The sequence below is a fragment of the Parasutterella sp. St.1A3 genome (assembly GCF_059728705.1).
The window spans coordinates 2,109,715-2,135,252 of record NZ_BAAGFK010000001.1; the positions used below are offsets into that span (position 1 = coordinate 2,109,715).

The 25,538-nt window shown below is 52.0% G+C and carries 24 protein-coding genes and 3 tRNA genes; 13 read left to right on the forward strand and 14 right to left on the reverse strand.

The features are described from left to right. Positions 1-26 precede the first annotated feature (26 nt). The 3 genes from AC6I1F_RS09815 to AC6I1F_RS09825 are packed head-to-tail and all read right to left on the reverse strand — an operon-like array spanning position 27 to position 2,763. Positions 27-845 carry a TatD family hydrolase gene (locus AC6I1F_RS09815; protein ID WP_160335769.1) on the reverse strand — a complete coding sequence of 273 codons (819 nt, stop codon included), beginning with the start codon at positions 843-845 and terminating at the stop codon, positions 27-29. 3 nt (positions 846-848) lie between these two features. Continuing rightward, the gene (locus AC6I1F_RS09820; RefSeq protein WP_160335770.1) at positions 849-1,535 is read right to left on the reverse strand and encodes an ABC transporter ATP-binding protein; all 687 of its coding nucleotides are present in this window, start codon (positions 1,533-1,535) and stop codon (positions 849-851) included. Beyond that, complete coding sequence (locus AC6I1F_RS09825) at positions 1,528-2,763, reverse strand: lipoprotein-releasing ABC transporter permease subunit (RefSeq protein ID WP_160335793.1); 1,236 nt, start codon at positions 2,761-2,763, stop codon at positions 1,528-1,530. The genes AC6I1F_RS09820 and AC6I1F_RS09825 overlap by 8 nt, the downstream gene beginning before the upstream one ends. Before the next feature lie 107 nt (positions 2,764-2,870). Between AC6I1F_RS09825 and AC6I1F_RS09830 the strand changes: the two genes are divergently transcribed. The 6 genes from AC6I1F_RS09830 (at position 2,871) to AC6I1F_RS09855 (ending at position 9,939) form a co-directional block, all read left to right on the forward strand. Then, positions 2,871-3,917, forward strand: coding sequence for a hypothetical protein (locus AC6I1F_RS09830; protein WP_160335771.1), 1,047 nt, complete (start codon positions 2,871-2,873; stop codon positions 3,915-3,917). Positions 3,918-3,932: 15 nt separating this feature from the next. Further along, on the forward strand, positions 3,933-5,651 hold the full coding sequence (gene recJ, locus AC6I1F_RS09835) for a single-stranded-DNA-specific exonuclease RecJ (protein ID WP_160335772.1): 1,719 nt from the start codon (positions 3,933-3,935) through the stop codon (positions 5,649-5,651). A gap of 48 nt (positions 5,652-5,699) precedes the next feature. Next, positions 5,700-6,804 (forward strand): peptide chain release factor 2 gene (prfB, locus tag AC6I1F_RS09840; protein ID WP_160335773.1). Its coding sequence is split into 2 segments (ribosomal slippage): positions 5,700-5,780 and positions 5,782-6,804, totalling 1,104 coding nucleotides; the frame shifts between segments, so codons are not numbered across the junction. Positions 6,805-6,807: 3 nt separating this feature from the next. Then, the gene (locus AC6I1F_RS09845) at positions 6,808-7,581 is read left to right on the forward strand and encodes an SDR family NAD(P)-dependent oxidoreductase (RefSeq protein ID WP_160335774.1); all 774 of its coding nucleotides are present in this window, start codon (positions 6,808-6,810) and stop codon (positions 7,579-7,581) included. Beyond that, positions 7,562-9,097 (forward strand): lysine--tRNA ligase, encoded by a 1,536-nt coding sequence (gene lysS / locus AC6I1F_RS09850; RefSeq protein ID WP_160335775.1) that lies wholly within the window; start codon positions 7,562-7,564, stop codon positions 9,095-9,097. Before AC6I1F_RS09845 ends, lysS begins: the two co-directional genes overlap by 20 nt. A gap of 11 nt (positions 9,098-9,108) precedes the next feature. Further along, positions 9,109-9,939: an NUDIX hydrolase gene (locus AC6I1F_RS09855; protein WP_289163132.1), complete on the forward strand. Its 831-nt coding sequence runs from the start codon at positions 9,109-9,111 to the stop codon at positions 9,937-9,939. Between the two features lie 61 nt (positions 9,940-10,000). Here AC6I1F_RS09855 and iscX read toward each other — a convergent pair whose 3' ends face one another. The 10 genes from iscX to uvrB all read right to left on the reverse strand — a co-directional run bounded on the left by iscX (position 10,001) and on the right by uvrB (position 18,219). Further along, complete coding sequence (iscX, locus tag AC6I1F_RS09860) at positions 10,001-10,201, reverse strand: Fe-S cluster assembly protein IscX (RefSeq protein ID WP_160335777.1); 201 nt, start codon at positions 10,199-10,201, stop codon at positions 10,001-10,003. After that, positions 10,201-10,539 (reverse strand): ISC system 2Fe-2S type ferredoxin, encoded by a 339-nt coding sequence (fdx, locus tag AC6I1F_RS09865; RefSeq protein ID WP_160335778.1) that lies wholly within the window; start codon positions 10,537-10,539, stop codon positions 10,201-10,203. The genes iscX and fdx overlap by 1 nt, the downstream gene beginning before the upstream one ends. A gap of 3 nt (positions 10,540-10,542) precedes the next feature. Continuing rightward, positions 10,543-12,402 carry a Fe-S protein assembly chaperone HscA gene (hscA, locus tag AC6I1F_RS09870; RefSeq protein WP_289185220.1) on the reverse strand — a complete coding sequence of 620 codons (1,860 nt, stop codon included), beginning with the start codon at positions 12,400-12,402 and terminating at the stop codon, positions 10,543-10,545. Continuing rightward, positions 12,402-12,902, reverse strand: a complete 501-nt coding sequence (hscB, locus tag AC6I1F_RS09875) for a Fe-S protein assembly co-chaperone HscB (RefSeq protein ID WP_251452305.1) — start codon at positions 12,900-12,902, stop codon at positions 12,402-12,404. The genes hscA and hscB overlap by 1 nt, the downstream gene beginning before the upstream one ends. Before the next feature lie 17 nt (positions 12,903-12,919). Continuing rightward, positions 12,920-13,243 carry an iron-sulfur cluster assembly protein IscA gene (iscA, locus tag AC6I1F_RS09880; RefSeq protein WP_289163129.1) on the reverse strand — a complete coding sequence of 108 codons (324 nt, stop codon included), beginning with the start codon at positions 13,241-13,243 and terminating at the stop codon, positions 12,920-12,922. After that, positions 13,243-13,638, reverse strand: coding sequence for a Fe-S cluster assembly scaffold IscU (iscU, locus tag AC6I1F_RS09885; RefSeq protein WP_160335782.1), 396 nt, complete (start codon positions 13,636-13,638; stop codon positions 13,243-13,245). The genes iscA and iscU overlap by 1 nt, the downstream gene beginning before the upstream one ends. Positions 13,639-13,656: 18 nt before the next feature. Further along, positions 13,657-14,865, reverse strand: a complete 1,209-nt coding sequence (locus AC6I1F_RS09890; RefSeq protein WP_160335783.1) for an IscS subfamily cysteine desulfurase — start codon at positions 14,863-14,865, stop codon at positions 13,657-13,659. Between the two features lie 24 nt (positions 14,866-14,889). Beyond that, complete coding sequence (locus AC6I1F_RS09895) at positions 14,890-15,369, reverse strand: Rrf2 family transcriptional regulator (RefSeq protein WP_160335784.1); 480 nt, start codon at positions 15,367-15,369, stop codon at positions 14,890-14,892. A 150-nt stretch (positions 15,370-15,519) separates the two neighbouring features. Continuing rightward, positions 15,520-16,017, reverse strand: a complete 498-nt coding sequence (locus AC6I1F_RS09900) for a low molecular weight protein-tyrosine-phosphatase (RefSeq protein WP_160335785.1) — start codon at positions 16,015-16,017, stop codon at positions 15,520-15,522. A 153-nt stretch (positions 16,018-16,170) separates the two neighbouring features. After that, positions 16,171-18,219, reverse strand: coding sequence for an excinuclease ABC subunit UvrB (gene uvrB, locus AC6I1F_RS09905; protein ID WP_251452303.1), 2,049 nt, complete (start codon positions 18,217-18,219; stop codon positions 16,171-16,173). Between the two features lie 519 nt (positions 18,220-18,738). Here uvrB and speF point away from each other — a divergent pair. Together speF and potE are read left to right on the forward strand one after the other, a co-directional pair. After that, positions 18,739-20,928, forward strand: a complete 2,190-nt coding sequence (gene speF, locus AC6I1F_RS09910; RefSeq protein ID WP_160335787.1) for an ornithine decarboxylase SpeF — start codon at positions 18,739-18,741, stop codon at positions 20,926-20,928. A 63-nt stretch (positions 20,929-20,991) separates the two neighbouring features. Further along, positions 20,992-22,299, forward strand: coding sequence for a putrescine-ornithine antiporter (gene potE, locus AC6I1F_RS09915; RefSeq protein ID WP_160335788.1), 1,308 nt, complete (start codon positions 20,992-20,994; stop codon positions 22,297-22,299). Between the two features lie 185 nt (positions 22,300-22,484). Here potE and AC6I1F_RS09920 read toward each other — a convergent pair whose 3' ends face one another. Next, positions 22,485-22,730 carry a hypothetical protein gene (locus AC6I1F_RS09920; RefSeq protein ID WP_251452299.1) on the reverse strand — a complete coding sequence of 82 codons (246 nt, stop codon included), beginning with the start codon at positions 22,728-22,730 and terminating at the stop codon, positions 22,485-22,487. 252 nt (positions 22,731-22,982) lie between these two features. Here AC6I1F_RS09920 and AC6I1F_RS09925 point away from each other — a divergent pair, with 252 nt between their 5' ends. The 5 genes from AC6I1F_RS09925 to AC6I1F_RS09945 all read left to right on the forward strand — a co-directional run bounded on the left by AC6I1F_RS09925 (position 22,983) and on the right by AC6I1F_RS09945 (position 25,511). After that, positions 22,983-24,185 carry an amino acid aminotransferase gene (locus AC6I1F_RS09925; protein WP_160335790.1) on the forward strand — a complete coding sequence of 401 codons (1,203 nt, stop codon included), beginning with the start codon at positions 22,983-22,985 and terminating at the stop codon, positions 24,183-24,185. Between the two features lie 163 nt (positions 24,186-24,348). Then, positions 24,349-24,424: transfer RNA gene (locus AC6I1F_RS09930), tRNA-Asn, on the forward strand. Between the two features lie 54 nt (positions 24,425-24,478). Further along, positions 24,479-24,554: transfer RNA gene (locus tag AC6I1F_RS09935), tRNA-Asn, on the forward strand. Between the two features lie 53 nt (positions 24,555-24,607). Then, positions 24,608-24,683 (forward strand) — tRNA-Asn (locus AC6I1F_RS09940). A gap of 330 nt (positions 24,684-25,013) precedes the next feature. Further along, positions 25,014-25,511, forward strand: a complete 498-nt coding sequence (locus tag AC6I1F_RS09945; RefSeq protein WP_160335795.1) for a DUF8052 family protein — start codon at positions 25,014-25,016, stop codon at positions 25,509-25,511. The last annotated feature ends 27 nt before the right edge of the window (positions 25,512-25,538 follow it).

The window sequence follows — 25,538 nt, forward strand, 5'->3', positions numbered from 1 at the left end:
AATGCCCAGCCAACCCCTAATTTCCGCTATTGAGGCGCGGCAGCCAGTATCGCGCTGAACGCGGGAAAAACCTCAAGCGTGTTTCTCTGCGACTGCCGTGACGATTCTTCAGGACTGATAGAGCGCAGTTCTGCGGCCTCCAAGCCGTAATCAGCGATATCGGCAAGAACGCTCTGCGGATTTTCTTCCCGCTCACGGGTTCGGCTCGGCGGAATATCCGGACAGTCCGTCTCAAGCACCCAGGCATGCTCGGGGAGCGCAGCAAGCAGCGCGCGTATCCGCTTTGAGCCGTTGTACGTCATCGCGCCGCCGTATCCGATTTTGAATCCGAGCTTAATAAACTGCTCAGCCTGTGCCGCGCTTCCGTTGAAAGCGTGAATCACGCCGCAGAGCGGCTGAATGCGTCTCAAATGCTTGAGCACGATATCCATAGCGCCTCGGCCGTGCAGACTTAAAGGAAGCTTTAACCTTCGGGCGAGTTTCAGATGCTCGGAGAAAACCGCTTCCTGAATATCCCGAGGCACGGAACAGTCATCGGAAAAGTCCAGACCGCACTCGCCCACCGCCGCAAGACGCGGATCCTCTCGATTTTTTAAGAGCGCATCCTCCAAAACCTGAAGATCTGAACGCCAGCTTTCGCGCAGGTATAGCGGGTGCAGCGCGAGCGCATAGCAGGAATCCCACTCGTGAGCGCACCGGATCGCAGCTTCAAAATTATCCGTTCCTCCCGCGCATACCAAACCCGCTGCCACTCCGCAGGCGCGGGCGTCTGTCACTTCCGCCTTCTGCTGCTCGTGCGGCAGAACAAAGAGGTGATTATGAGTATCGATCCAGCGCGGCTTCATGATTTACTTCTCCGCGATCAGTCGGCCCGCTTTCAGCCGATAGATGCGGTCGCAGCGCGCGGCAAGCTCCGGGTCGTGGGTCACGATAATCAGCGTGAGTTTCTCATCTCGCGTTAAACGCACCAAATAATCAAACACTGAAACCGCGGTCTCCCGGTCAAGGTTTCCGGTAGGTTCATCGGCGAGCAGACAAACCGGAGAGCCGCACACGGCGCGCGCGATCGCGACACGCTGACGCTCTCCGCCCGAGAGCTGACTCGGAAGGTGATCCACGCGTTCTTCAAGTCCCATCGCAGCCAGCAGATGCTCCGCACGCTTTTGCGCCTCAGCGGCCGGAACCCGTCTGATCTTGAGCGGCATCGCCGTGTTTTCCAGCGATGTGAATTCCGGCAGCAGATGGTGGAACTGATACACAAAACCGAGTTTTCGGTTGCGCATCTGCGTCCGCTGCTTTTCGCTCAGATCGGCAATATTTTCTCCGTCAATTTCTACGCTGCCGGCATCAAAGGTATCGAGCGCGCCCAAGCACTGGAGCAAAGTGGACTTGCCGCTGCCCGAGGTACCCACAATCGCCACGGAGACGCCTTCTTCAACTTCTAAATCAATGCCCTTGAGCACTTCCAAAGAGTCTTTGCCTTCTTTGAAGATTTTTGTCAGGCCTTTGACTTTCAGCACAACTTTGTTATTCATATCTGAGCGCCTCCGCCGGTTCAATATTGGCGGCACGCCAGCTCGGGTATACCGTGGCGGCCAACGCAAGAACAAAAGAGAAAATCGCGATCGGAACAATGTCGGAAGCCCGAGGATCGCTTGGCATTGAAGAAATAAAGTAGATTTCTTTCGGCAGGAACTGCACTCCGAAGAGATGCTCGATAAATCCGACGATTGCGCCCACGTTGCAGGCGATTAAAAGTCCCGCTCCGACGCCGATTAAAACGCCCATGCAGCCGATAAAGGCGCCCTGCACCATGAAAATTTTCATGATGGACTGACGCGTCGCGCCCTGAGTTCTCAGAATCGCGATATCGCTGCGTTTTGCGTTAACCGTCATCACAAGGGAAGACACCAAACCAAAAGCGCCTACGAGCACAATCAGAAAAAGAATGATGCTCATCATGCGTTTTTCCACCTGCACGGCGGCAAACCATGTACGGTTCTGGCGCGACCAATCCATCGCAATCAGCCCGCTCGGCATTGTACCGTTGAGTTTGGCCGCTACAGCGGGCGCCTCCTGCATATCTTCAAGCTTGATGCGCAGGCCGTTCGGAGCGGAGGTTCTAAAAAGTTTTTCCGCGTCCTCAAGATTGATAAAGCTCATCGCGCTGTCAAATTCATAGTGGCCGGAATTAAAGACACCCGCGACGGTAAACTGCCGCATTCTCGGCATCGTTCCTGCGGGCGTAAACTGCCCCTGCGGAATCATCACTGTGATCTGATCTCCCGGGACAACGCCAAGCTGTCTGGCCAAATCCGTACCGATAACGATTTTGAATTCGCCGCTCTTCAAATCACTGAGGGAACCCGCTGTCATAGCCTGCGCGACGTCGCTGACGGATTTTTCCCGCTCCGGATCAATTCCGCTGATCTGCACGCCTTTGACATTGCGGCCACTCGAAAGCAGTCCCTGACCGCGGACAAAAGGCGCCACCCCGACGATTTCCGGATTATTCTTTTCAAGCGTTTCCGCGGTTTTCTGCCAATCCTTCATCGGCAGACCGAGGGAGACTACTTCCGCATGAGAAAGCACGGAAAGCATCTTGTCTCTGACCTCTTTTTGGAAGCCGTTCATAACAGAGAGCACGATGATGAGCGCCATCACTCCGAGCGCAATCGACGCCATGGACATGCCGGAAATAAAAGAGACAAATCCGTCTCTCTTTCCCTTACGTCTGGAAAACGTGTATCTCAAGCCGATCATCCACTCAAACGGCAGAGACGAAAGCGGTTTATTTTTCACAAATCTTATCCAATAAGTTAGTCGAATTATTTTAGCTGTCGCGCATCGACTATTAAAATGGCAAGGTTATGCCAGCCACAATATTTTTATTCCCAAATTTGGTTCTTTCGTCCGAGCAGACAAAACGGCTCGGCAAAGCCGTCGCCCCCGCCTCGCTTCGCGAGTTCTTAGCCAACTGTGACAGTTTTCGCTGCACTGACGTGTTCGCCAATCCGGCGCTTTCCGGTTTTACCGCCTCCCAATGGCTCTGGATGCTGCTGAGCCAGCGCGATACGCTTGCGCCTACCGCCCCCTACACGTGGAAAGGACTCGGCGGCCCTAAAGTCGATCAGGAATTTTGGTCTCTGAACGGCTATCGGTTTGAAGACGGGCGGCTGGAATCTTCGTCTGACACCTTTGACATTGATGACGAGTGCGATCTGAGAGATCTTTTCTCTCCGCTTGCCAGACGGTTTAATTTTGACGTACAGGTCCTTGACGGACGCTTCTTCTTTGTTCGCAAGCAGGCATGGAACACGATTTGTGTGCCGTGGGAAGCGCAAAGAGGCAAGCTCAAAACGCCCGCCGACGGCGAAAACGCATCGCAGTGGGAAGAGCTTCATCAGGAAATTGAAAGCGCGCTTGCTTCAAGTGAGCTGAACCGCAGAAGAAACCAAGAAGGCAAACCGAGACTTGACGGGTTCTGGGTAAGCGGCGGAGGTTTTGATGAACAGCTGCTGCCTTACACCCAAATTCGCTGTCTGCTCTCGGACGATCCGTATGCGAAAGGCGTGGCTGAAGCGGCAGGCATCTCAAAAAATTACATCGTCAGCCCGAAAAAAGGCTGGCCGGATTGTCCGGAAGGCGATCGGCTCTGCGTCATGACCGATTTTGAGGACCCTCGCGTTAAAGAGGACTCTGAACTGTGGACCAAGACTTGGGATCAGACCATTGAAAAACTCCGCACCTACATGGAGGGCTGCGTCGGATTTGAAAAGTATCATCCGCGTCTTGTGGCGTGCTCGGGCATGCGTGTCAGCATTGTTGAGCGAACCAAGGAGCCCGCAAAAGGTTTTTCTCTCTTCAGAAAAAAATACGACCACGCCGCTGATTGGCTTAGCGCCGGCAATCTCTAACACCGGATTGGACACATGACAAAATTCTCAACACGTCGTTTTGACCACAACACCGTACAGGCGCTGATTAACCGCGGTTATTCGGAACCGCTCGCGCGCGCCCTCTCCGCCCGCGGCGTCAAGTCTCCCGAAGACATGAACTACGATCTTCACAATATGCTTGCGCCGGATCAGCTTTTAAACTGTGAAGCCGCCGGCGCCCGTCTTGCCGACGCGATCCAAGCGCAGAAGAAGATCATGATCATCGGCGACTATGACTGCGACGGAGCGACCTCCGTTTCGCTTGCCCGCCTCGGCCTTCGCGCGCTCGGCGCTAAAAACGTCGACTATCTGATCCCGGATCGGGAAAAAGACGGCTATGGCCTTTCAACGCCCCTGGTTAAAAGAGCGGCGGAAAGAAAACCCGATTTGATCATCACGGTTGACAACGGCATTTCTTCCTACGATGCCGTTGAGTATGCGAAGTCTCTGGGCATTGATGTGATCGTCACAGACCACCATCTTCCCGGAAGCCGCGTCCCGGACACCCTAATCGTGAATCCAAATCAGCACGGCGACACGTTCCCGAGCAAGTCGCTTGCGGGTGTCGGCGTCATGTTTTACGTTTTGCTTGCTACGCGCGCAGAACTCAGAAAACGAAACGCTTTTGCGGGCGGCAAACAGCCCAACCTGCTGAATTTCATCGATCTGGTTTCTCTCGGCACCGTGGCTGACGTGGTTCCCTTGGACCGCAATAACCGCATTTTGGTCTCTAAAGGCCTTGAGCGCATGCGTGAAGGCCGCATGCAGCCCGGCATCTCGGCGCTCCTGACAAAGAGCCGTAAAAACACGCTCTTTTTAAACGCGTCGGATTTAGGCTTTTTAATCGGTCCTCGCATCAATGCCGCAGGCCGATTAGATTCGATTGAACTGGGTGTGGAGTGTCTCTGCACTTCCGATTACGGCCATGCGCTGGACATTGCCGATCAGCTGGAAAGCTTCAACAAGAAAAGACGAAGCATTGAAGATGATATGCAGGCAGAAGCGCTCATTGAAACGCAAACAATTGCGGTCGGAGAAACCAACTCCATCGCCATCAAGGGCGATAACTGGCACAGCGGAGTTGTCGGCATTGTCGCCTCCCGCATCAAGGAGAAGACCTATCGTCCGACCATTGCGTTTGCGCCTTCGGAAGAAAACGGCGTGCAGTATCTGAAGGGTTCGGGCCGCTCTATCCCCGGCATTCATCTTCGCGATGTACTGGATCTGGTTGATAAGCGCAACCCGGGGATGATTGTTAAATTCGGCGGCCACGCCATGGCGGCAGGCCTCACCATACACGCGGACAAATTCGAACTCTTTAAGGAAGCTTTTGAAGCGGCGATCACCGACACCGCGCAGCCCGGCGCCTTTGAAAAGAATGTCCTGACCGATGGCGAGCTCAGCGCGGGAGACTTTAATGCGGAATTAGTTCGGGAAATCCGTTCCAACGTGTGGGGACAGGGCTTTACCGAACCGCTTTTTGCCAACCACTTCCGCGTGCTCTCTCAAAAGATTCTCAAAGATCAGCACCTAAAGCTTGTGTTGGAAACAGACGGCCGCACGCTGAACGCGATCTGGTTCCGCAGAAGACGCGAGATTCCCGAAAACGTGCACTTGGCCTATAAGCTGGATTTGAATGAATGGGCCGGGCGAACCTCCGTACAGCTCATTGTAGAGAGCATGGAAGACGAGGTCGACGATTGGGGGGCCTAACCTCTTCTATAATTTCATTTTTTACCATCAAAAACTAAACTGCAGCAAATGGAAGTTGAACGACTAAATCTAATCGGCACGACTGCCGAAGACCTCCTTGCCCGCACGAGCGAGCTTCGGAGGTATCTTTGACTACGATCAAAAAGAACGCCAGCTTGAGGAAGTCACTCAGGCACTAGAGGATCCTGACGTTTGGCAGGATCAGGAAAGAGCACAAAAGCTCAGTAAAGAAAAGAAGCATCTCGAAAACATTGTTCTCACGCTCAAAGAGCTGACAGGCGGCCTTCAGGACGCGCTTGAACTCTTCGAGATGGCTAAAGAAGAAAACGACGACGGTACGCTTGAATCCGTTGAATCGGACGTCGCCGAATTCAGAAAGAAGGTCGAACACCTCGAATTTCAGAGGATGTTCAATCAGGAACACGACTCCGCGAACTGCTTCCTTGAAATTCAGGCCGGTGCCGGCGGTACCGAAGCCCAGGACTGGGCGAGCATGCTTGAGCGCATGTATCTGAAATTTGCGGAACGTCAGGGCTTTGATGCTGAAATCATTGAAGAGACGGAAGGCGACGTCGCAGGCATCAAAGGGTGCACTATCAAAATCAGCGGAGACTACGCTTACGGATGGCTTCGCACCGAGACCGGCATTCATCGCTTAGTCCGCAAGAGTCCGTTTGACTCCAACGCCCGCCGCCACACATCATTCGCATCCGTGTTTGTGGTCCCCGAAATCGACGATTCCTTTGAAATCGAAATCAACCCTGCGGATCTGCGTGTTGACACTTTCCGAGCCTCGGGCGCGGGCGGTCAGCACATTCAGAAAACGGATTCCGCGATTCGAATCACGCATATTCCTACCGGCATTGTCGCGACCTGCCAGACAAGCAGAAGTCAGCATCAGAACCGTGAAGAAGCGATGAACGTGCTGAAAAGCCGTCTGTATGAAGCAGAGCTTCGCAAGCGTCAGGCCTCTCAGAAGGAATTGGAAGACAATAAGAGCGACATTTCGTGGGGACATCAGATACGCTCTTATGTACTGGATCAGTCCCGCGTCAAAGATCTGAGAACCAATGTTGAAACTGGCAATACCTCTGCGGTTCTGGACGGCGCGCTTGAAAACTTTATCGAAGCAAGCCTTAAACAGGGAGTCTAAAGCGTGCGTACTTTAACGATTATTACCGGAGCCTCACGAGGTTTGGGCTTTGAGCTCGCTCGTCAGTCTCTGAAAAAAGGCGACTGTGTCGTCACGATGGAGCGCAAGCCGAACCCCGAACTCGTCAATCAGGCCAAAGAAATTGACTGCGAATTTGTGCAGTTCTCCGCCGACCTGCTTGACAGAAAAGGCGCGGTAGAACTTTTGAGCTGGTGGCTTTCGGGTGAGGAATACAAGGATTTCGAGCGCGTTAACCTCATCAACAACGCCGGAGTTCTCGGCCCTGTCGGTCCGATTGAATACCAAACACCGCAGGCCGCGGTGGACTGCATTCGCATTAATTTTGAAATTCCGGTGCTTCTTACCCAAGCGTTTCTGGCCGACACAAGGGACTGGAAAGCCGATCGGCGCGTTCTGAACATTTCTTCGGGCGCCGCACGCAAATCCGTCCCCGGCTGGGCCATGTACTGCTCAACCAAAGCGGCGCTTGACCGATTTACCGCTGTCACCGCGGAAGATCAGGCGCGTCTCGTGAACGGCGCAAAACTTGCCTCGACCGCTCCCGGTGTTGTCGATACCGATATGCAGGCGCGCATCCGCGAAAGCTCTCCGGACGCCTTCCCCGGCGTCGATCGCTTTAAAAAGCTCAAATCGGAGGGCGGCTTGGTCAGCGCGGAAGAGACCGCGCGCAAACTGCTTGAATACCTGAACAGCAGTGACTTTGGGAAAGAGCCTATTACAGATATCCGAATTATTAATGGAGGAAAAAGTGTCTAACGAAAAAGCCGAACAGCAGACAGAAGAGTCTGCCGTTCAGGAAAACCATCTGATTGCCGAACGTCTGGCAAAACTCGATAAGCTCAGAGCCGCCGGCGTCGCTTATCCGAACGACTTCGTGCAGAAGGACCGCACAGGTGACGTCCGTCGTCTTCACGGAGAAAAATCTGCTGAAGAGCTCGAAGCTTCTCCGGTTGAAGTTACTCTCGCAGGCCGTGTGATGCTGAAGCGTGTCATGGGCAAAGCAAGCTTCATGACGCTCAAAGACGGCACCGGTCACATTCAGCTTTTCCTGACTAAAACGGAAGTTGGCGAAGAAGTCTACGATTTCTTCAAAAAGATGATTGATATCGGCGACATCATCGGTGTCAGCGGCGATCTCTTCCTTACAAAGACAGGAGAACTGACCGTTCGCGTCAAGACACTTCGTCTCCTGACCAAGAACATTCGTCCCCTGCCCGACAAGTTCCACGGTCTGTCTGATCCGGAAATGCGCTACAGACAGCGTTATGTGGATCTCATCATGAATGAGGACACCCGCAGAACATTCATCATTCGTTCCAAGGCCATCGCAGAAACCCGCAAATTCATGATGGAGCACTTCTTCATGGAAGTGGAAACTCCGATGCTGCATCCGATCCCGGGCGGCGCAAACGCCAAACCGTTCATCACGCACCACAACGCGCTCGACATGGACATGTACCTCAGAATCGCTCCGGAGCTTTATCTGAAGAGACTCGTGGTCGGCGGTTTTGAACGCGTGTTCGAGCTGAACCGCTCCTTCCGAAATGAAGGTGTTGACGTCCGTCACAATCCTGAATTCACTATGATGGAGTTCTACGCCGCCTACAAGGAATACCACTGGCTGATGGACTACACGGAAGAGCTTCTGAGAACCGTCGCCGTCAACACGATCGGCACCGCGAAGATTTCCTATCAGGGCCACGAGATCGATCTGACCAAACCGTTTGATCGTCTGACCGCCAAAGACGCGGTTCTCAAATATGCGCCTCAATACACATCCGAGCAGCTTGAAGACGCGGACTTTATGCGCAAGGAACTGGTCCGTTTGGGCGAACCAGCCAAAGAAGACGCCGGCATCGGCGCGCTTCAGATGGCGATGTTCGAAGCCACGACTGAAGCCAAGCTGATTCAGCCGACATACATCATCGACTATCCGGTTGAAATCTCTCCGCTTGCCCGCGCCTCCGATACTCGCAAAGGCATTACGGAAAGATTTGAGCTCTTCATGGCCGGACGCGAAACTGCCAACGGATTCTCCGAACTGAATGATCCGCAGGATCAGGCGGCTCGATTCAAAGCTCAGGCCGATCTGAAAGCCAAAGGCGATGATGAAGCCATGTATTACGACGCCGACTATGTCCGCGCGCTCGAATACGGCCTGCCTCCGACAGGCGGCTGCGGCGTCGGTCTTGACCGCTTTGTCATGCTTCTGACAGACTCCGCGAGCATTCGTGACGTACTGCTGTTCCCGCACATGCGTCCTGAAGCCTAATCGGAGCTGCCATGGATAGAAAAACGAGAATTGCCGAATTAATCGCGCAAAAGCGCGCAGAAGCCGCGGTACCGATCCCGGACGAGCGAATCCCCTTTGTCTCTAACGGGGTTCAGGTCGGTCATCTTCTGCGTCAGGACGCTCTGTTTCTGGTTCGGCGGTTCCGTTTTTTTGAGATTCGCGAAGACGCTCTGCTTTTTAGTGCTCAGGATTCCGCACAGGCCTCACGCAGGCTTGCCGCGGTTTCTCAGATTTTTAAAGCTGAACGCAAGGTGTTCGCTTGGCGCGATGAGCTGCTGCCCGTCGTTCCGATGCACGATCTCGGCAGAGCCTGCACATTGGCCGCGATTGAACGGGCAATGTGCCGTCCGTTCGCTTTTTCCACGTTTGCCGTACACCTGAATCCGTTCACAGAGGACGGCAGACTGTGGGTCGCCCAGCGCTCCTTTAAGAAAGCGATCGGGCCGGGCTACTGGGATAACTGTGCGGCGGGCATGGTGCCTCTGAACGAGAGTTTCCCTTCGGCGATGGCTCGCGAAGCTTATGAAGAAGCCGGCATTGAGCCGGGTACTATCGCGTTTTATTTCTGTTCCCGCCATCTGATTTCGCGCCCGGTACACGAAGGCTGGATGCGGGAGAATACAATCCTTTTCAACGCTGATGTTTCGGATTCATTCCGTCCGCACAACGTTGACGGTGAAGTGGAAAAATTTGAACTCATGACACCGGACGATATTCTTGATCGGATGGAAGCGGGACTCTTCACCTTTGAGTCTTCGCTCTCAATTCTGGTCGGTTTAGCCGCCAAGGAAGGCATGCCTACAGAGCTGGATCTCTACTAAATCCGAAGCAGACAAAAAACGGCCGAAATTTTCGGCCGTTTTTTTCTGTAAAGCGCCTGAGCTATTCGCGTTCTTCAAGCCAAGCCATCAAAATCGCTTCAAGAATCTTTTCATTGCTCGCCTGAGGATCATCCTTAAAAACCGGCAGAGAGCAGATCATCGCGTGCATCTTTTCGAAACCGAGCGTGAGCGGATCTGTATCGGGGTACGTATCCGCAAGCTCAATCGCGATGTCCTGAGTGTCTTTCCAAGTCAGCGTCATCAGCCGTTCTCTCTTGCATGGTTACGCGAGTATTTGGGAATTTCAACAGCAATATCTTCACTGCCGACCTTGGTTTGGCAGGTCAGACGGGAATTGTTCTGAAGCGCCCATGCTTCGTCCAGCAGATCTTCCTCTGCGTCTTCCGCCGGCGGTAGGCTGTCAAAGCCCTTCGTGATATAGCAGTGGCAGGTCGTGCAGGCGCAGGAGAACTCGCATGCGTGATCGATATTGACACCGTTGGCAATCAGACTGCGGGCGAGATTGGCACCTTCAGGCGCTTCAAACTCTGCGCCGTTCGGGCAGATTGTCGGATGGGGCAGAACTGTAATTTTCGGCATTATTTAAACCTCGTCAACTGTTTTTCCCTGAAGCGCTGCAAGAATGGTTCGATTCATTCTTCTTGCCGCGAAATCCTGGGTTCCGTCAGAAAGAAGCTTAATCGACAGCTTCAGGGCCTGTACATCATCTTGCGCTCTATCGGACTCAAGCCTAGCGATCATCGCGTCGATTCGAGCACGTTCCTCCTCGTTCAGAAGATCGCCGTCCTGGCTGAGCGCGGAATATACACTTTCCAACAGACGCGCCGCCTCGACCTTCTGCTCGCGAAGTTCGCGTGTCTTCATATCTTCCTGCGCATGACCGTAGGAGTCTTTCAGCATGCGTGTAATCTCGTCCTCAGAGAGTCCATAGGACGGTTTAACAGATACCGCGGCTTCCACTCCGGTTTTCTGTTCACGAGCGGTGACGGAAAGCAGACCGTCAGCGTCAACCTGGAATGTGACGCGAATACGCGCTGCGCCGGCGACATTCGGAGGAATTCCGTGCAGTGCGAATTTAGCGAGCGAGCGGCAGTCTTCGGCAAGGTCACGCTCGCCCTGCAGGACATGGAAAGACATCGCAGTCTGTCCGTCCTTAAAGGTCGTAAAGTCCTGAGCCATCGCGACCGGAATCGGCGTATTGCGCGGAATAATCTTCTCGACCAAACCGCCCATCGTTTCCAGGCCGAGCGAAAGCGGCGTCACATCAAGAAGAAGCCAATCGTCGCCGGAGCGGTTGCCCGCCAGAAGATTCGCCTGAAGCGCCGCGCCGATCGCTACGACCTCATCCGGGTCGATATTGGTCAGCGGTTCGCGCTCAAAGTAATCGGCCACAGCCTTGCGAATACAAGGCATACGAGTAGATCCGCCGACAAGCACCACGCCCTTGACTTCATCGCGCTTTAACTTCGCGTCCTTCAGTGTCCGGCGTGTCGCTTCAATGGTGCGCTCAACCAGATGATGCGTAATCGAATTGAAGACTTCGCGCGAAATCGTCAGGTTAACAATTCGGTCGCCGGACAGTTTGGCGTGAATTGTCGTTTTCGTTTCACCGGTTAGATTTTCTTTAGCGGCCTTGGACTTTGCCATCAGCATGCGGCTGTCAGCTCTTGTCAGCAGCGGATTACCCAGCTGATCAAGCACCCAGCAGTACAGGCGCTGGTCAAAATCGTCGCCGCCGAGCTGACTGTTGCCGCCGGTGGCAAGCACCTCAAAAACGCCCTTCGTCAGTCGAAGCACGGACACATCAAAGGTACCGCCGCCGAGATCGTACACGACGTAGAGACCTTCGGCGCTGTTGTCCAATCCGTACGCCAGCGCTGCGGCGGTCGGCTCGCTCAGCAGACGTAAAACGTTCAGTCCCGCAAGTTTGGCCGCGTCTTTGGTTGCCTGACGCTGAGCGTCATCAAAATACGCCGGCACCGTGACGACCGCGCCTACCAGTTCACCGCCAAGCGTCTGCTCGGCGCGGGCCTTGAGCGTCTTCAGTATGTCTGCGGAAATTTCTACCGGGCTCTTGACGCCCTGAGCGGTCTTAAGCTGAACCATCCCTTCACCGTGAACAAAGTCGTACGGCATATAGCGATGATTTTTAAGCTCTTCCGAGCCTCGCCCCATTAAGCGCTTTACGCTCGCGATCGTGTTCACCGGGTCGGTACGGGCGAATTCTTTAGCGCCCTCGCCGACCGTAATGCTTCCGTCTTCTCCGTAATGAACAACCGACGGGAGAAGTTTCCGATCACTCTCATCAAGGAGCACTTCGGCCGCACCGTTACGCACCGTCGCGACAAGAGAATTTGTGGTTCCGAGGTCAATACCAACAGCGAACCGCTCCTCGTGAGGAGCGGTTGACATGCCCGGTTCAGCAATTTGTAAAAGGGACATTATGAAAAATCCTGAAGCTGGCGATTTAAGAACATGATTTTTTTAATTTCCTCAGCCGCCAGCGCAGCATCGGACTTATCATCAAGCGCCTCTTTGACGCGGCGGATCAGATCCTGCCTCTCGGACTCAATTTCCTTTTTAAGCCGATCCAGCTCTGCACTGTCAGCGGCCGCTTTCGCATCTGCGATCGCCTCCCGGCGCTCGAGCTGATCAAAGAGGAAAGTTTCATCAAGAGTTCCGCTTCTTTCTCCGTCCACCACGACGCCCTTCATTGAGCACAGCAGTTTGCCGCGCTCAACCGGGTCATTAAGCTTGTGGTAGGCGTCGTTGATCAGTGCCGCCCATTGCTCAGCGACACGTTTCTCGGCATCGGACGCGGAGGCGAACCGGTCGGGATGAACTTTGCGCTGAACTTCCAGATACTTCTTCTGAAGCTGATCCTCGTCCAGATCAAATTTCGGTGCAAGACCAAAAATTTCAAACGGATTCAAAGCCGCCATGCCGCCTCCAATCAGAATTAAACGTGGAAGGACTTGCCGCAGCCGCAGCTTTCCTTTTCGTTAGGATTTTTGAACTTAAAGCCGGTGTTCAAGCCCTCACGAACGAAGTCAAGTTCTGTTCCGTCAATGTAGGGAAGGCTCTTCGGATCCACGATCACTTTGATGCCGAAGCTTTCGTAAACGTTGTCTTCCGGTTCAAGCTTGTCTGCGAACTCCAGGGCGTAGGCCATGCCCGAGCATCCGCTGGTTTTCACTCCGACTCTGAGACCGAGCCCCTTACCGCGCCTAGCCAGAAATTCGGAAACGTGCTGCGCGGCTTTTTCTGTCAGCGTAACGGCCATTATTTCTGCTCCTTTTTCGCCTGTTTGCTGCGATAGTCTTCAACGGCCGCCTTGATCGCGTCTTCAGCCAAAATTGAACAGTGGATCTTCACGGGAGGCAGCTCAAGCTCTTCAGCGATCGCCGAGTTCTTCAGCTGTTCAGCCTCTTCAATGGTTTTGCCCTTAATCAGTTCTGTCACCAAAGAGCTTGAAGCGATCGCGCTTGTGCAGCCGTAGGTTTTGAACTTTGCGTCTTCAATGACGCCCTTGTCATTCACTTTGATCTGCAGGCTCAGCACATCGCCGCAGGCAGGTGCGCCGCGTGTTCCGGTACCAACATTGGGATCGTTTTTATCCATCCGGCCGACATTTCTCGGATGGTTGAAATGGTCCATGACTTTATCGCTGTATTGCATCTGAAATTCCTTTACTTTTTAGTGATCTGTCCATTTAACCTGTTTCAGGTCAACGCCTTCCTTGTACATCTCCCACAGCGGAGACATTTCTCTGAGTTCGGCGACTTTTTCCTTGATCAGTTTGACGGTGTAGTCAATCTCTTCTTCCGTTGTGAAGCGGCCGAGGCTGAAACGGATCGAGCTGTGCGCAAGCTCATCGTCAATACCGAGCGCTCTCAGAACGTAGGAAGGTTCAAGGCTTGCGGATGTGCAGGCAGAACCGGAAGAGACGGCGATATCTTTGCAACTTGCCATCAGCGCTTCACCTTCGACAAAGGCAAAACTCATATTGAGGTTAAAGCAAGCTCTGTGTTCCATGCTTCCGTTGACATGAACAGCCTCGATCTCCGAAAGGCCCTTGAGCAGTTTGTCGCGAAGCTTCTTGATACGGGCGCATTCTTCATCCATCTCAAGGCGAGCCAGACGATAAGCCTCGCCCATACCGACGATCTGATGAGTCGCGAGTGTGCCGCTGCGCATGCCTCTTTCATGGCCGCCGCCGTGAATGATGGCTTCGATACGAACACGCGGTTTACGGCGAACATAGAGCGCGCCCATGCCTTTCGGACCGTAGACTTTATGAGCGGAAAGGCTCATCAGGTCAATTTTCATCTTCTGCATGTCAAGCGGCATCTTGCCGACAGCCTGAGTGGCGTCCACGTGGAAAAGGATGCCTCTTTCGCGGCACATTTCTCCGATCTTCTCGATATCCTGAATGACGCCAATCTCATTGTTGATCGCCATAACGGAAACCAGAGTCGTGTCCGGACGCATTGCTTTGGCCAGTTCGTCCAGATCGAGAAGACCGTCTTCCTTGACGTCCATATACGTCACTTCAAAGCCTTCTCTCTCGAGTTCGCGCATGGAGTCGAGCACTGCTTTGTGTTCTGTTTTGACGGTGATCAGATGCTTGCCTTTGTCTTTGTGGAAGCGCGCGGCGCCCTTAAGCGCAAGGTTGTCGCTTTCTGTCGCACCGCTTGTCCAAACGATTTCCTTCGGATCAGCGTTGATGAGCTTAGCCACTTCGGCGCGTGCGTTTTCTACCGCTTCTTTGGCTTTCCAGCCGTACTCATGGCTGGTACTTGCGGCGTTGCCGAAGTTTTCATAGAGCCACGGAATCATCTTGTCGACAACTCTCGGATCAACCGGTGTGGTCGCAGAATAATCAAGGTAAATAGGGAACTTCATTTGTGTCTCCAAAAGGCTGAGCCTTTAATGAGGGGTTGTCTGTGATTTTTCGGTTAAATTTCTGACGATCGAAATCTTCTGGATGCCTTGGTCTTTCAGAAGTTTTTGCTCTGCAAGTCCTTTCAGCGTAATCCCGCTGAGGAAGCGTCTCATTTCCTCGTTGAGCCTGTCCCAAAGATCAAAAGTAATGCACTCGCCTTCTCCGTCGCAACAGTCTCGATCCTTCTCGCAGACTGACTTCTCAAGAGAGGCGTCCACCGCGTCGAGAATCTGCATCACCGTGATTTGATCCGCAGGCTTGGACAGGCGGTAGCCGCCCGTGGGTCCGCGGATTCCTTCAAGCAGCCCGGCCCGACGCAGTTTTCCAAAAATCTGCTCGAGATAAGCGCTTGAAAGATGACGGCGCTCGCCAATCGCCGCGATCGTCACATACTGCTCCGGGTCATGGAGCGCGATATCAAGCATCGCAGTTACGGCAAAACGTCCTTTGGTTGTAAGCTTCATACTATTTCCGATCTAATACGTCGGAAATAATACTCTTAATAATTTCCGACCGCAACTGTAGGAAATAAGAGAAAAATAAACGGAGGCCTCAGAATGAGGTCTCCGTCATCAGATTATCGAATCGACAACTAAGCGGCGGTCATTTCCGACTTAAAGGGATGAGCCGGGAACGTACATTGAAGCGCGTTTTTTGACGACTTCCAAAAGTCCTTCGCAGGCGTCCTCGCAGTAATCAAGGACGGTGTTGAACCCTTCGTTGCCTCCGTAGTACGGATCAGGCACCACCGCGGTATCGTATTCACTCGCGTATCTCATCAGCAGCGCGAGTTTGTGTTTATACATAGGCGGGCAAATCTGCTGCATCGCGGTCAGATTTTCCCAATCCATAGCGAGAATAAAATCGCATTCTCTGAAATCATCTGCGGTAATCTGGCGGGCTCTCAGCTCAGAGAGGTCGTATCCGCGCTTGCGTCCCGCGATCTGCGCACGCACGTCAGGCGCTTCGCCCACATGATAGCCGTGCGTACCGGCCGAATCCACCAATACTTTGTCAGAGAGGCCGGCCTCTTTCACCATCTTTTTAAAGACAGCTTCCGCCGTAGGAGAACGACAAATGTTCCCCATACATACAAACAATACTTTGACCATTTTTATTTCTTGATTAATTGTCGAACTTAATTTTTTTCACACATACCGCAAAGGTGCAATACGCGCTTATACAATAAGGATATAGCGCAAACCGACCATTTGCAAAATTATAAGGGTAATCCTTAATAACGCAAACTATTTTTTTGTTTCTGCCTAATTCTTTGCTCCGGATTCCTCGCCATCCACGCTCGCACCGAAAACCTGCCTCTTAATGAGGGCGATTTTGTCTCGAACCTGAGATGCCTTTTCGAACTCTAAGTTTTTAGCGTATTCGAACATTTCATTTTCGAGCCGCTTAAGTTCTTTTGCGAGCTGCTTCGGATCCATCGCCTGGTAATCATCACCATCGATTCGTGAAAAATCATCTTCCAGGATATCTTCTTTATATACACCGTCAATAATGTCTCGGATTTCTTTTTTCACGCTCTTTGGCGTGATGTGGTGCGCGACGTTGTACGCGTGCTGTTTTTCACGTCGGCGAGCCGTCTCGTCGATTGCCCGCCGCATAGAATCCGTGATGTGATCCGCATACAGAATCGCCTTGCCTTCCGCGTTTCTCGCCGCTCGTCCGATCGTCTGGATCAGGGAGCGTTCGCTTCTCAGGAACCCCTCCTTATCCGCGTCCAGAATGGCCACCAGCGTGACTTCCGGAATATCCAGGCCTTCACGCAGCAGGTTAATGCCCACCAGCACATCAAAAACACCCGCTCGCAGATCGCGAATAATCTCAACACGCTCGACCGTATCAATGTCCGAATGCAGATAGCGAACCTTCACATCGTTATCCTGCAGGAATTCGGTTAAATCTTCCGACATTCTTTTTGTCAGCGTGGTGATCAGGACACGCTGTCCTTTAGCCACTCGGGTTTTGATTTCTCCGAGCACGTCGTCAACCTGCGTCGCAGCAGGCCGCACCTCCACTTCCGGATCGAGCAGCCCGGTCGGGCGCACCACCTGCTCGACAATCTGGGAAGAATGATTCAGCTCATAGTCGGCGGGCGTTGCCGACACAAACACAGAGCGGCGCATTTTGCGCTCGAACTCGTCAAATCTGAGCGGGCGGTTGTCTTTAGCGCTCGGCAGACGGAATCCGTAATTCACCAGAGTCGACTTTCGCGCATTGTCTCCGCGGTACATACCGCCGATCTGCCCGAGAAGCACGTGGGATTCATCAAAAAACATCAATGAATCTTTCGGCAGATAATCGATGAGCGTCGCGGGCGGCTCGCCTTCTTTCGTTCCTTCGAGGTGGCGGCTGTAATTTTCAATACCTTTGCAGAAACCGACCTCATTGAGCATTTCCAAGTCAAAGTGCGTGCGCTCGCGGATTCTCTGGGCCTCAAGCAGCTTGCCCTCGGCAATAAACTTTGCTTCCTGCTCCTTGAGTTCCTGCTTGATCGCTTCAATCGCTCTGAGAATCTCCGCTCTCGGCGTGACGTAGTTCGATGTCGGGTAAATCGCGAATCGATCCACTTTCTGGCGCACCTTTCCGGTCAGCGGGTCAAAGAAGTACATCGCTTCGATTTCATCATCAAAAAGCTGGATTCGAAGCGCCATTTCGGAATGCTCAGCCGGGAAAACGTCGATCGTATCGCCTCTGACACGGAAAGTTCCGCGCGTGAATTCCATATCATTTCGATCGTACTGAATACGCACCAAGTGGGAGATCAGGTCTCTCTGCTCGATTTGTTCTCCGACTTTGAGGATGAGGCGCATCTCCGTATATGACTCGGGGCTGCCGATGCCGTAAATGGCCGACACGGTTGCCACAATGATGACGTCTCTTCGCTCGAGCACACTCTTTGAAGCCGAAAGTCTCATCTGTTCGATATGCTCATTGACGGCAGAATCCTTCTCAATAAAGAGGTCGCGCTGCGGCACATAGGCTTCCGGTTGGTAGTAGTCGTAGTAACTGACGAAGTATTCAACTGCATTTTTAGGGAAGAAGTCCCGCATTTCGGCGTACAGCTGAGCCGCCAAAGTTTTATTCGGAGCCATGATTAAAGTGGGCAGCCCAGTTTGGGCAATCACATTTGCCATGGTATAGGTCTTACCGCTTCCGGTTACACCGAGCAAAGTCTGAGCAGTCAGTCCGTCCTCAATCCCTTCCACCAGCTCTTTAATCGCATTGGGCTGATCGCCCGCCGCATCGAAAGGCTGATGAAGTTCAAAGGGTGAATTTGGATATTTAATAATTTTCAAGTGGAGCGCTCCGAATGAATAGTTTTATTAAAAATACTATGCAGTTTGCTACTTAAAAAATATTTTTTGCAACTATTCGCTTCTCCGAAATAGGTTTACGAAATGTTGCCATTTTGTAAGACAAAGCCTAGAATAAACCCGTGCTTGAGAAGATCAAGCACGATCATCTTTATCCATTAGGAATACTGCCATGTGTGTATTTAATATCGGCAAGTGCCTATTTAACATAGGCATGAGACGCACGCGTCATCTCACGCAGTTTTTAATGCGTGAATGCTTCTCGTTTGACAAGTTTTCCTCTTCCGGCTGCTAGTCCTTCCGTTTCTTTTTTGTTTGAAAAAGAAACGCGCTTATTTTTTCCTATCACATCTCTAAATTTGGCTGCTCGTTAATTTCGAGCATGGGGTTCTATGTCCTTAACGAATACAGGACAGGATTTTTATCGCCAAAACACAGAGATCGATTCCTAAATTTAATAACCGCTCATTATTTATAAATTAAGCGGCGAGGACTTTTATTATGCAAAAACTTAAAGTAGCAGCATCCCCGAAGATCAGAAACATCCTTGACGTTGAACGCGAAGTTCTGGATTTAAGCTCTGCAGACTTAACTGAGATTTCCGCTGTCGTCATTGATTTGGAAGACTACCGCAACGGTCGTCTTAAACGAGTAGACGCTTCTGCTTTCGGTCTTCCAATTTTCCTTATGCTGAACGCAAATGAGGAAACCCCGAAAGAGCTGATCGGCCGTATCGTCGGCGTCATTAATGACGAACCCACCAACCGCCGTCTGTACGCCCGCCAGATTGACGAAGCCGCGCTCCGTTATGAAAGCAAAGTTCTTCCCCCGTTCTTTGACTCCCTGAACAAATATGTTCGTCAAGGCAAGGCCCAGTTCGACTGTCCGGGACATCAGGGCGGTGCTTATTACCGCAGACACCCGGCTGGCCGCGCGTTCTATGATTTCTTCGGTGAAGAAATCTTCCGCTCCGACCTGTGCAACGCCGACGTTTCCATGGGTGACCTTCTGATTCACGAAGGCGCTCCGCTCGCAGCACAGAAAGCCGCAGCCAAGATTTACAACGCGGACAAAACTTACTTCGTCTTAAACGGCACATCCGCTTCCAACAAAGTCGTTCTGAACGCCGCCTTGACCCCGGGCGATCTGGTTCTTTACGACCGCAACAATCACAAGTCCGTCAACCACGGTGCTCTTTTACAGGCCGGCGCCACTCCGGTCTACCTTGAAACAAGCCGCAATCCTTACGGCTTCATCGGCGGTATTGACGAACACTGCTTTGACGAAAAATATCTGCGCGACTTAGTTCGTGAAGTCGCTCCTGAAAAAGCTGACGCAAAGCGTCCGTTCCGTCTTGCCGTTATTCAGCTCGGCACATACGACGGCACTATTTACAATGCTCGTCAGGTTGTTGACCGTATCGGTCATCTATGCGACTACATTCTGTTTGACTCCGCTTGGGTCGGATATGAACAGTTCATTCCGATGATGCGCGACTCCTCTCCGCTGCTCTTGGACCTCGGACCTGAAGACCCCGGCATTTTCGTCACACAGTCTGTACATAAACAGCAGGCCGGTTTCTCTCAGACTTCTCAGATTCACAAGAAGGACTCTCACATTAAGGGTCAGGCAAGATACATCCCGCACAAGGTTGTGAACAACGCCTTTATGATGCATGCTTCCACCAGCCCCTTCTATCCGCTCTTTGCCGCTTTGGACGTCAACGCGAAGATGCAGGAAGGCGAAGCCGGAAGAAATCTGTGGGCCGACTGCGTACGCACAACGATTGAAGCCAGAAAGCTGCTTCTTGCGACTTGCCATTACATTAAGCCCTTCATCCCGACAAGAGTCAACGGTACACCGTGGCAGGATTATCCGACCGCTCAGATCGCAACCGATCTGAACTTCTTCAAGTTTGTCCCGGGTGAAAAATGGCATGCTTTCGAAGGCTACGGCACAAATCAGTATTTCGTTGATCCGTGCAAGTTCATGCTTACCACACCGGGCATCAATACTGAAACCGGTGAGTATGAAGAATTTGGCGTACCGGCCACAATTCTTGCCAACTATCTCCGCGAAAACGGCATCATCCCCGAAAAGAATGACCTTAACTCCATTCTCTTCCTGATGACTCCTGCCGAAGACAAAGAGAAGATGGATCATCTCGTAACGCAGATCGCCAGATTCGAACGTCTGCTTGACGATGACGCTCCGCTTGAAGAAGCTCTTCCGGCTATTTATAAAGCCAATGAAGAACGCTACAAGGGTTACACGATTCGTCAGCTCTGTCAGGAAATGCACGATTTCTATAAAGACAGAAACATTAAAGAGCTGCAAAAGAGAATGTTCCGCAAGGACTATTTCCCGAAATCCGTTATCAATCCGCAGGCCGCTCACTTTGCTTTCATCAGAGGCGACGCTGAATTGATTCCGCTTGATCAGGCCGAAGGCCGTGTTGCCGCAGAAGGTGCTCTTCCCTATCCTCCAGGAGTTCTCTGCTGCTTCCCGGGCGAAGTCTGGGGCGGTCCGGTTCTGGAATACTTCCTCGCTTGGGAAGAAGCGATGACCCGCATGCCGGGCTTCGCACCTGAACTTCAGGGTGTTTACGTCAAGGATGAGAACGGTAAGAAGCGCGTCTACTGCTACGTTCTCAAAGAAGACGTTGCCAACAAACTGATGCAGTCCAAGTAAATAAAAAGATCCCAAGTCAATCTTCCTTCGGCGCCCCGGCGCCGAAGGCCTGAGAGGAAAAAAATGTCTGAAAATCGTGCAAAAATGTCTGTAACGCAGCTCACACTGCTGACTGCGATCAATATGATGGGTTCCGGTATTGTCATGCTCCCGACAAAACTCGCTGAAGTCGGAACCATTTCCATTCTGTCCTGGCTGATTACCGCGCTCGGTTCTCTGTGCTTAGCCTATGCTTTCGCGAAATGCGGTATGTTCAGTAAGCGTCCCGGCATGGGCGGCTATACCGAATACGCCTTTGGCAAGGCCGGCAACTTCATGGCCAACTACACATACGGCGTCTCGCTGCTTTTCGCCAATATCGCGATTGCGATCACCTGTGTCGGCTACGGCTCTGAATTCTTAGGCATCGAGCTTTCTCCGGTTGCTGTATGCGTTTCCACCATCGCAGTTCTCTGGGTCTGTACAGCGGCCAACTTCATGGGCGCCTCCATCACCGGCAAGTTCTCTTCCGTCGCTGTCTGGTGTGCCATTCTTCCGGTTCTCGCTCTGTCCGTTATCGGCTGGTTCTGGTTCAGCCCCACCATGTACGTTGAAGCATGGAACCCGCACAATGAACCCTTCTTCAGTGCTGTCGGCGCTTCCATCTCCATGACGCTGTGGGCCTTCCTCGGCCTGGAAAGCGCCTGTGCCAACAGTGACGCTGTCGATAATCCTGAAAAGAACGTTCCGATTGCGGTTATGGCTGCGACGATCGGCGTGGCGATCATCTACATCGTCTCCACCAATATCATCGCCGGTATTGTTCCGAACGCTGAACTGGTTAAATCCAATGCGCCTTTCGGTCTGACCTTCACCATGATGTTCAACTCCACGATCGGCAAGATCGTCATGATGCTGCTCGTTCTGTCCTGCGCCGGTTCCACACTCGGCTGGCAGTTCACGATCGCCAAAGTTTTCCAGCAGTCTGCTGTTGACGGTTTCTTCCCGAAGGTTTTCGCCAAAGTGAACAAGTGGGAAGCTCCGGTTGCCGGCATGCTGATCATCGTTGCGATCCAGACCTGCTTCTGCTTCATGACCATCAGCCCCGAACTCTTCAAACAGTTCAACACGCTGGTTGACCTTGCAGTTGTGACAAACATCATGCCGTACATCCTGTCCATGGCTGCCGTCGCAGTCATCATGAAGGCTGCCAAGGTTGAAGCTTCAAAAGCGAAGTTCTATGTGTTCATCGGATTTATCGGTGCAGTCTACAGCTTCTACGCTCTCTTCTCCACAGGCATCAATGAAGTCTTCTACGGCTCTCTGGTCACATTCTTAGGCTGGACACTTTGGGGATTCATCGCACCGCGTTTTTCAAAAGATGAAGCCTAATCAATAAAGCTGAAAGTCTCTTTTAAAGGGCTCGCTTCCGGTTATCGGAAGCGGGCCTTTTCGTTTCACCAATAGGAAAGGCCGACGGAGATTGGTTATTTGCATAACCGGCTCGCATCGGCCTTTGGTTTCGGGAGCGGTACTTCCGAGCTTTTACCCGGAATAAGCCGCCGTTTATTCCCGATTTATTTCTTGGCGACCATATAGGGCTCTTGGAAGAGTTTGCCTGTGTAGTCAACTTTGACGAGAATATGTTTATTCTCGACCTGAATTCCCCCCTGCTTCACTTCCTTACGGACAAAAGCAGTTTTCTCAGCCACAAACTTTCCCTGAGCAAGGGCCTCGGGACTCCAGCGATGCACAATCTTCGCATTAGCCGCAGCGGAGGCGGCGAGAAGACACGCGGCGAGTACACAAATTCCAACTTTCATTTCTTTCTCCTTGTTGCTTCATGTTAACTCAAGGCAAGTCATTAACCGGAAGGCTCAATTGAAAAATTTTCACCTTCACCCTCCACTATAAACATCTCCAATGATTTGGAAATACGAGAAAACCCGTCAGGCACAAGTTCTGTATGAGGGTTTGGTACGAATTTCGCAATTGATAGAAAAAAACAATAAATCCTGTCACCTTTTGGATTAATCTTGAGTCATACCTTTTATCCAAACTCTCAAGAGGAAATGATGTCTGAATCTATTTTTGATGTTGTTGCGCAAGCCCCCGAAGACCCCATTCTCGGTCTGAATGAAGCCTTCAAGACTGACCCGCGCGAAAAGAAAGTCAATTTAAGTATTGGCGTGTACTGCACAGAAGAAGGAAAGGTTCCTCTGCTGAATGTTGTTGAAAAGGCCGAGCAGAAGATTCTTGAAGAGGGTGCTCCCCATACTTACCTTCCCATTTCCGGTCTGCCTTCATTCACGAGCGGCGTTCAGAAGCTCCTCTTCGGAGAGGACTCCGCTCTGATCAAAGACAAGAAAGCCGTGACAGTCCAGTCGCTTGGGGGCACCGGCGCACTGAAAGTCGGCGCAGACTTCCTCGCTCAGGTACTTCCGAATCCGGAAGCGATTGTGAGCGCTCCGACCTGGCAGAATCACGTTGCTATTTTTGAACAGGCCGGTTTCGAAGTCGGCTCCTACCCGTACTATGACAAGGCAAGCGGCGAGATTAACTTCCCCGCGATGCTTGAATCGCTGAAAGGCCTCAAAGAAAACACTGTTGTGATTCTTCACGCCTGCTGCCACAACCCGACAGGTCTTGATCTGACGCAGGAACAGTGGGCACAGGTTGTTGACGTATGCGCCGCACACAAACTGATTCCTTTCCTTGATATCGCCTATCAGGGCTTTGGCGACGGTCTTGAAGAAGACGCAGGCGCCATCCGTCAGTTTGCCGCTTCGGGCATCACATTCCTTGTTGCGAATTCCTTCTCGAAGTCCTTCTCCCTGTATGGCGAACGTATCGGTGCTCTGACTGTTGTCTGCCACAACTCGGAAGAAGCCTCCAGAGTTATGAGTGCGCTTAAAGCGGTCATCCGCGCCAACTACTCCAACCCGCCCGCCCATGGCGCCAAGATTGTCGGTCAGGTTCTTAACGATCCGGAGCTTCTTGCTCAGTGGCACGCAGACCTGAAAGAAATGCGCGAACGCATCAAAGAGATGCGCCGTGATCTCGCTGATGAACTCAAAGCGTTAGGCGCCAAGAAAGACTTCGAATTTGTGACACGTCAGAAAGGCATGTTCTCCTTCTCCGGTCTGACTCCCGAACAGGTTCAGCGCCTGAAGGACGAATTCGGCGTTTACGCGGTCAAGAGCGGACGTATCTGCGTCGCCTCTCTCAATAAAGGAAACGTCAAATACACAGCCGAGGCCATTAAAGAAGTCCTCTAAAACTTAGGCCAAAGCAAAGTTTCAGACGCCGCGCACCGCGGCGTCTTTTTTGTCTCTTTGTTTGCGTTCTGTCGATGAGTACGATCCAAGCGAAAAATTGAAAAAAATTTCTCTTTTCATTTGCACGAGTGACTTTGTTTGTGTATAGTTACGGTCTATTGATTCCCCGATAGCTCAGTCGGTAGAGCGACGGACTGTTAATCCGCAGGTCGTTGGTTCAAGTCCAACTCGGGGAGCCAATACTCAAGCCGCGCGAGCGGTTTTATTTTCGGTGCCGCAAGGCTCCGCGTGATTCCCCGATAGCTCAGTCGGTAGAGCGACGGACTGTTAATCCGCAGGTCGTTGGTTCAAGTCCAACTCGGGGAGCCATACTCAGGCCGCGAAAGCGGTTTTATTTCCGGTGCCGCAAGGCTCCGTGCGATTCCCCGATAGCTCAGTCGGTAGAGCGACGGACTGTTAATCCGCAGGTCGTTGGTTCAAGTCCAACTCGGGGAGCCAGAATTCTCGAAACGCCGTTTTTTGACGGCGTTTTTCTTTTTCCGCGGCGTTTTTGCGCACGAAGCCTTTTTGCTCTTTCCTTTCAATTGCGAAGCCCGTTTTGAGCTTGTGACTGAATCGAAAATATTCTGCAGCGCTCTGCCGACGGATCTTCTGCCACTCTGCGCAAGCTTTGTCTTCCAGTGTCTCCAATCTACGAACCGCCGCCCGCTCAAGGGTATCCATACGAGCAGCCGACTCACTTTTTATCAGGGAAATATCTAGAGAGAAACCGCTTTATGAATTTTTCCTGAAGATAAAATAAATTCATCTGTAATACCGCGAGATGCAATGAACGCTTCAGAATACGTCAGCCTTATGGAACAGAGACTGACCGCGTCGTTTGATTTTAAGCAGCCGCCATCGGATGAGCTCTCATCGTTGGCGGTATGGGCTGAACACAATCGAACCTCGCAGAAATATTTTCTAGCCAAAAGCGTTTCGCTGTATACGATCAACAATGATGAATATGTCGGGCTTGAAGTCTTCCCAGACGGAATCCGTGAAGAAGACATTCAAACCTGTTTCAATCGGTTCAAAAGACTGATTGACAGACTTCCGGCGGACGAATCACACATGTCCTCTATTTTTACGGCGGCTCTTATCTCTGAAAAAGAGATTCCGACCGAAGTAATCCGTAAGCTTGAAAAAACGAAATATCACAAGGACTTTTGGTTCACGCTTCGCGGATGGGCCGATCTTGCGATTATTTTGATCGATCTCTCCAAAGGAGATATTTACTCAAATCCCTTTGGAAAGAAGATCAAGAAAAATTTCGTTCTTTCATGACTTCTCTAATTCAACTGACGAACAATT

Coding starts and splice junctions, on each gene's coding strand:
- AC6I1F_RS09815 (WP_160335769.1), bottom strand. CDS start 845: ATGAAGCCGCGCTGGATCGATACTCATAATCACCTCTTTGTTCTGCCG.
- AC6I1F_RS09820 (WP_160335770.1), bottom strand. CDS start 1,535: ATGAATAACAAAGTTGTGCTGAAAGTCAAAGGCCTGACAAAAATCTTC.
- AC6I1F_RS09825 (WP_160335793.1), bottom strand. CDS start 2,763: ATGATCGGCTTGAGATACACGTTTTCCAGACGTAAGGGAAAGAGAGAC.
- AC6I1F_RS09830 (WP_160335771.1), top strand. CDS start 2,871: ATGCCAGCCACAATATTTTTATTCCCAAATTTGGTTCTTTCGTCCGAG.
- recJ (WP_160335772.1), top strand. CDS start 3,933: ATGACAAAATTCTCAACACGTCGTTTTGACCACAACACCGTACAGGCG.
- lysS (WP_160335775.1), top strand. CDS start 7,562: ATGGAGGAAAAAGTGTCTAACGAAAAAGCCGAACAGCAGACAGAAGAG.
- AC6I1F_RS09855 (WP_289163132.1), top strand. CDS start 9,109: ATGGATAGAAAAACGAGAATTGCCGAATTAATCGCGCAAAAGCGCGCA.
- iscX (WP_160335777.1), bottom strand. CDS start 10,201: ATGACGCTGACTTGGAAAGACACTCAGGACATCGCGATTGAGCTTGCG.
- fdx (WP_160335778.1), bottom strand. CDS start 10,539: ATGCCGAAAATTACAGTTCTGCCCCATCCGACAATCTGCCCGAACGGC.
- hscA (WP_289185220.1), bottom strand. CDS start 12,402: ATGTCCCTTTTACAAATTGCTGAACCGGGCATGTCAACCGCTCCTCAC.
- hscB (WP_251452305.1), bottom strand. CDS start 12,902: ATGGCGGCTTTGAATCCGTTTGAAATTTTTGGTCTTGCACCGAAATTT.
- iscA (WP_289163129.1), bottom strand. CDS start 13,243: ATGGCCGTTACGCTGACAGAAAAAGCCGCGCAGCACGTTTCCGAATTT.
- iscU (WP_160335782.1), bottom strand. CDS start 13,638: ATGCAATACAGCGATAAAGTCATGGACCATTTCAACCATCCGAGAAAT.
- AC6I1F_RS09890 (WP_160335783.1), bottom strand. CDS start 14,865: ATGAAGTTCCCTATTTACCTTGATTATTCTGCGACCACACCGGTTGAT.
- AC6I1F_RS09895 (WP_160335784.1), bottom strand. CDS start 15,369: ATGAAGCTTACAACCAAAGGACGTTTTGCCGTAACTGCGATGCTTGAT.
- AC6I1F_RS09900 (WP_160335785.1), bottom strand. CDS start 16,017: ATGGTCAAAGTATTGTTTGTATGTATGGGGAACATTTGTCGTTCTCCT.
- speF (WP_160335787.1), top strand. CDS start 18,739: ATGCAAAAACTTAAAGTAGCAGCATCCCCGAAGATCAGAAACATCCTT.
- potE (WP_160335788.1), top strand. CDS start 20,992: ATGTCTGAAAATCGTGCAAAAATGTCTGTAACGCAGCTCACACTGCTG.
- AC6I1F_RS09920 (WP_251452299.1), bottom strand. CDS start 22,730: ATGAAAGTTGGAATTTGTGTACTCGCCGCGTGTCTTCTCGCCGCCTCC.
- AC6I1F_RS09925 (WP_160335790.1), top strand. CDS start 22,983: ATGTCTGAATCTATTTTTGATGTTGTTGCGCAAGCCCCCGAAGACCCC.
- AC6I1F_RS09945 (WP_160335795.1), top strand. CDS start 25,014: ATGAACGCTTCAGAATACGTCAGCCTTATGGAACAGAGACTGACCGCG.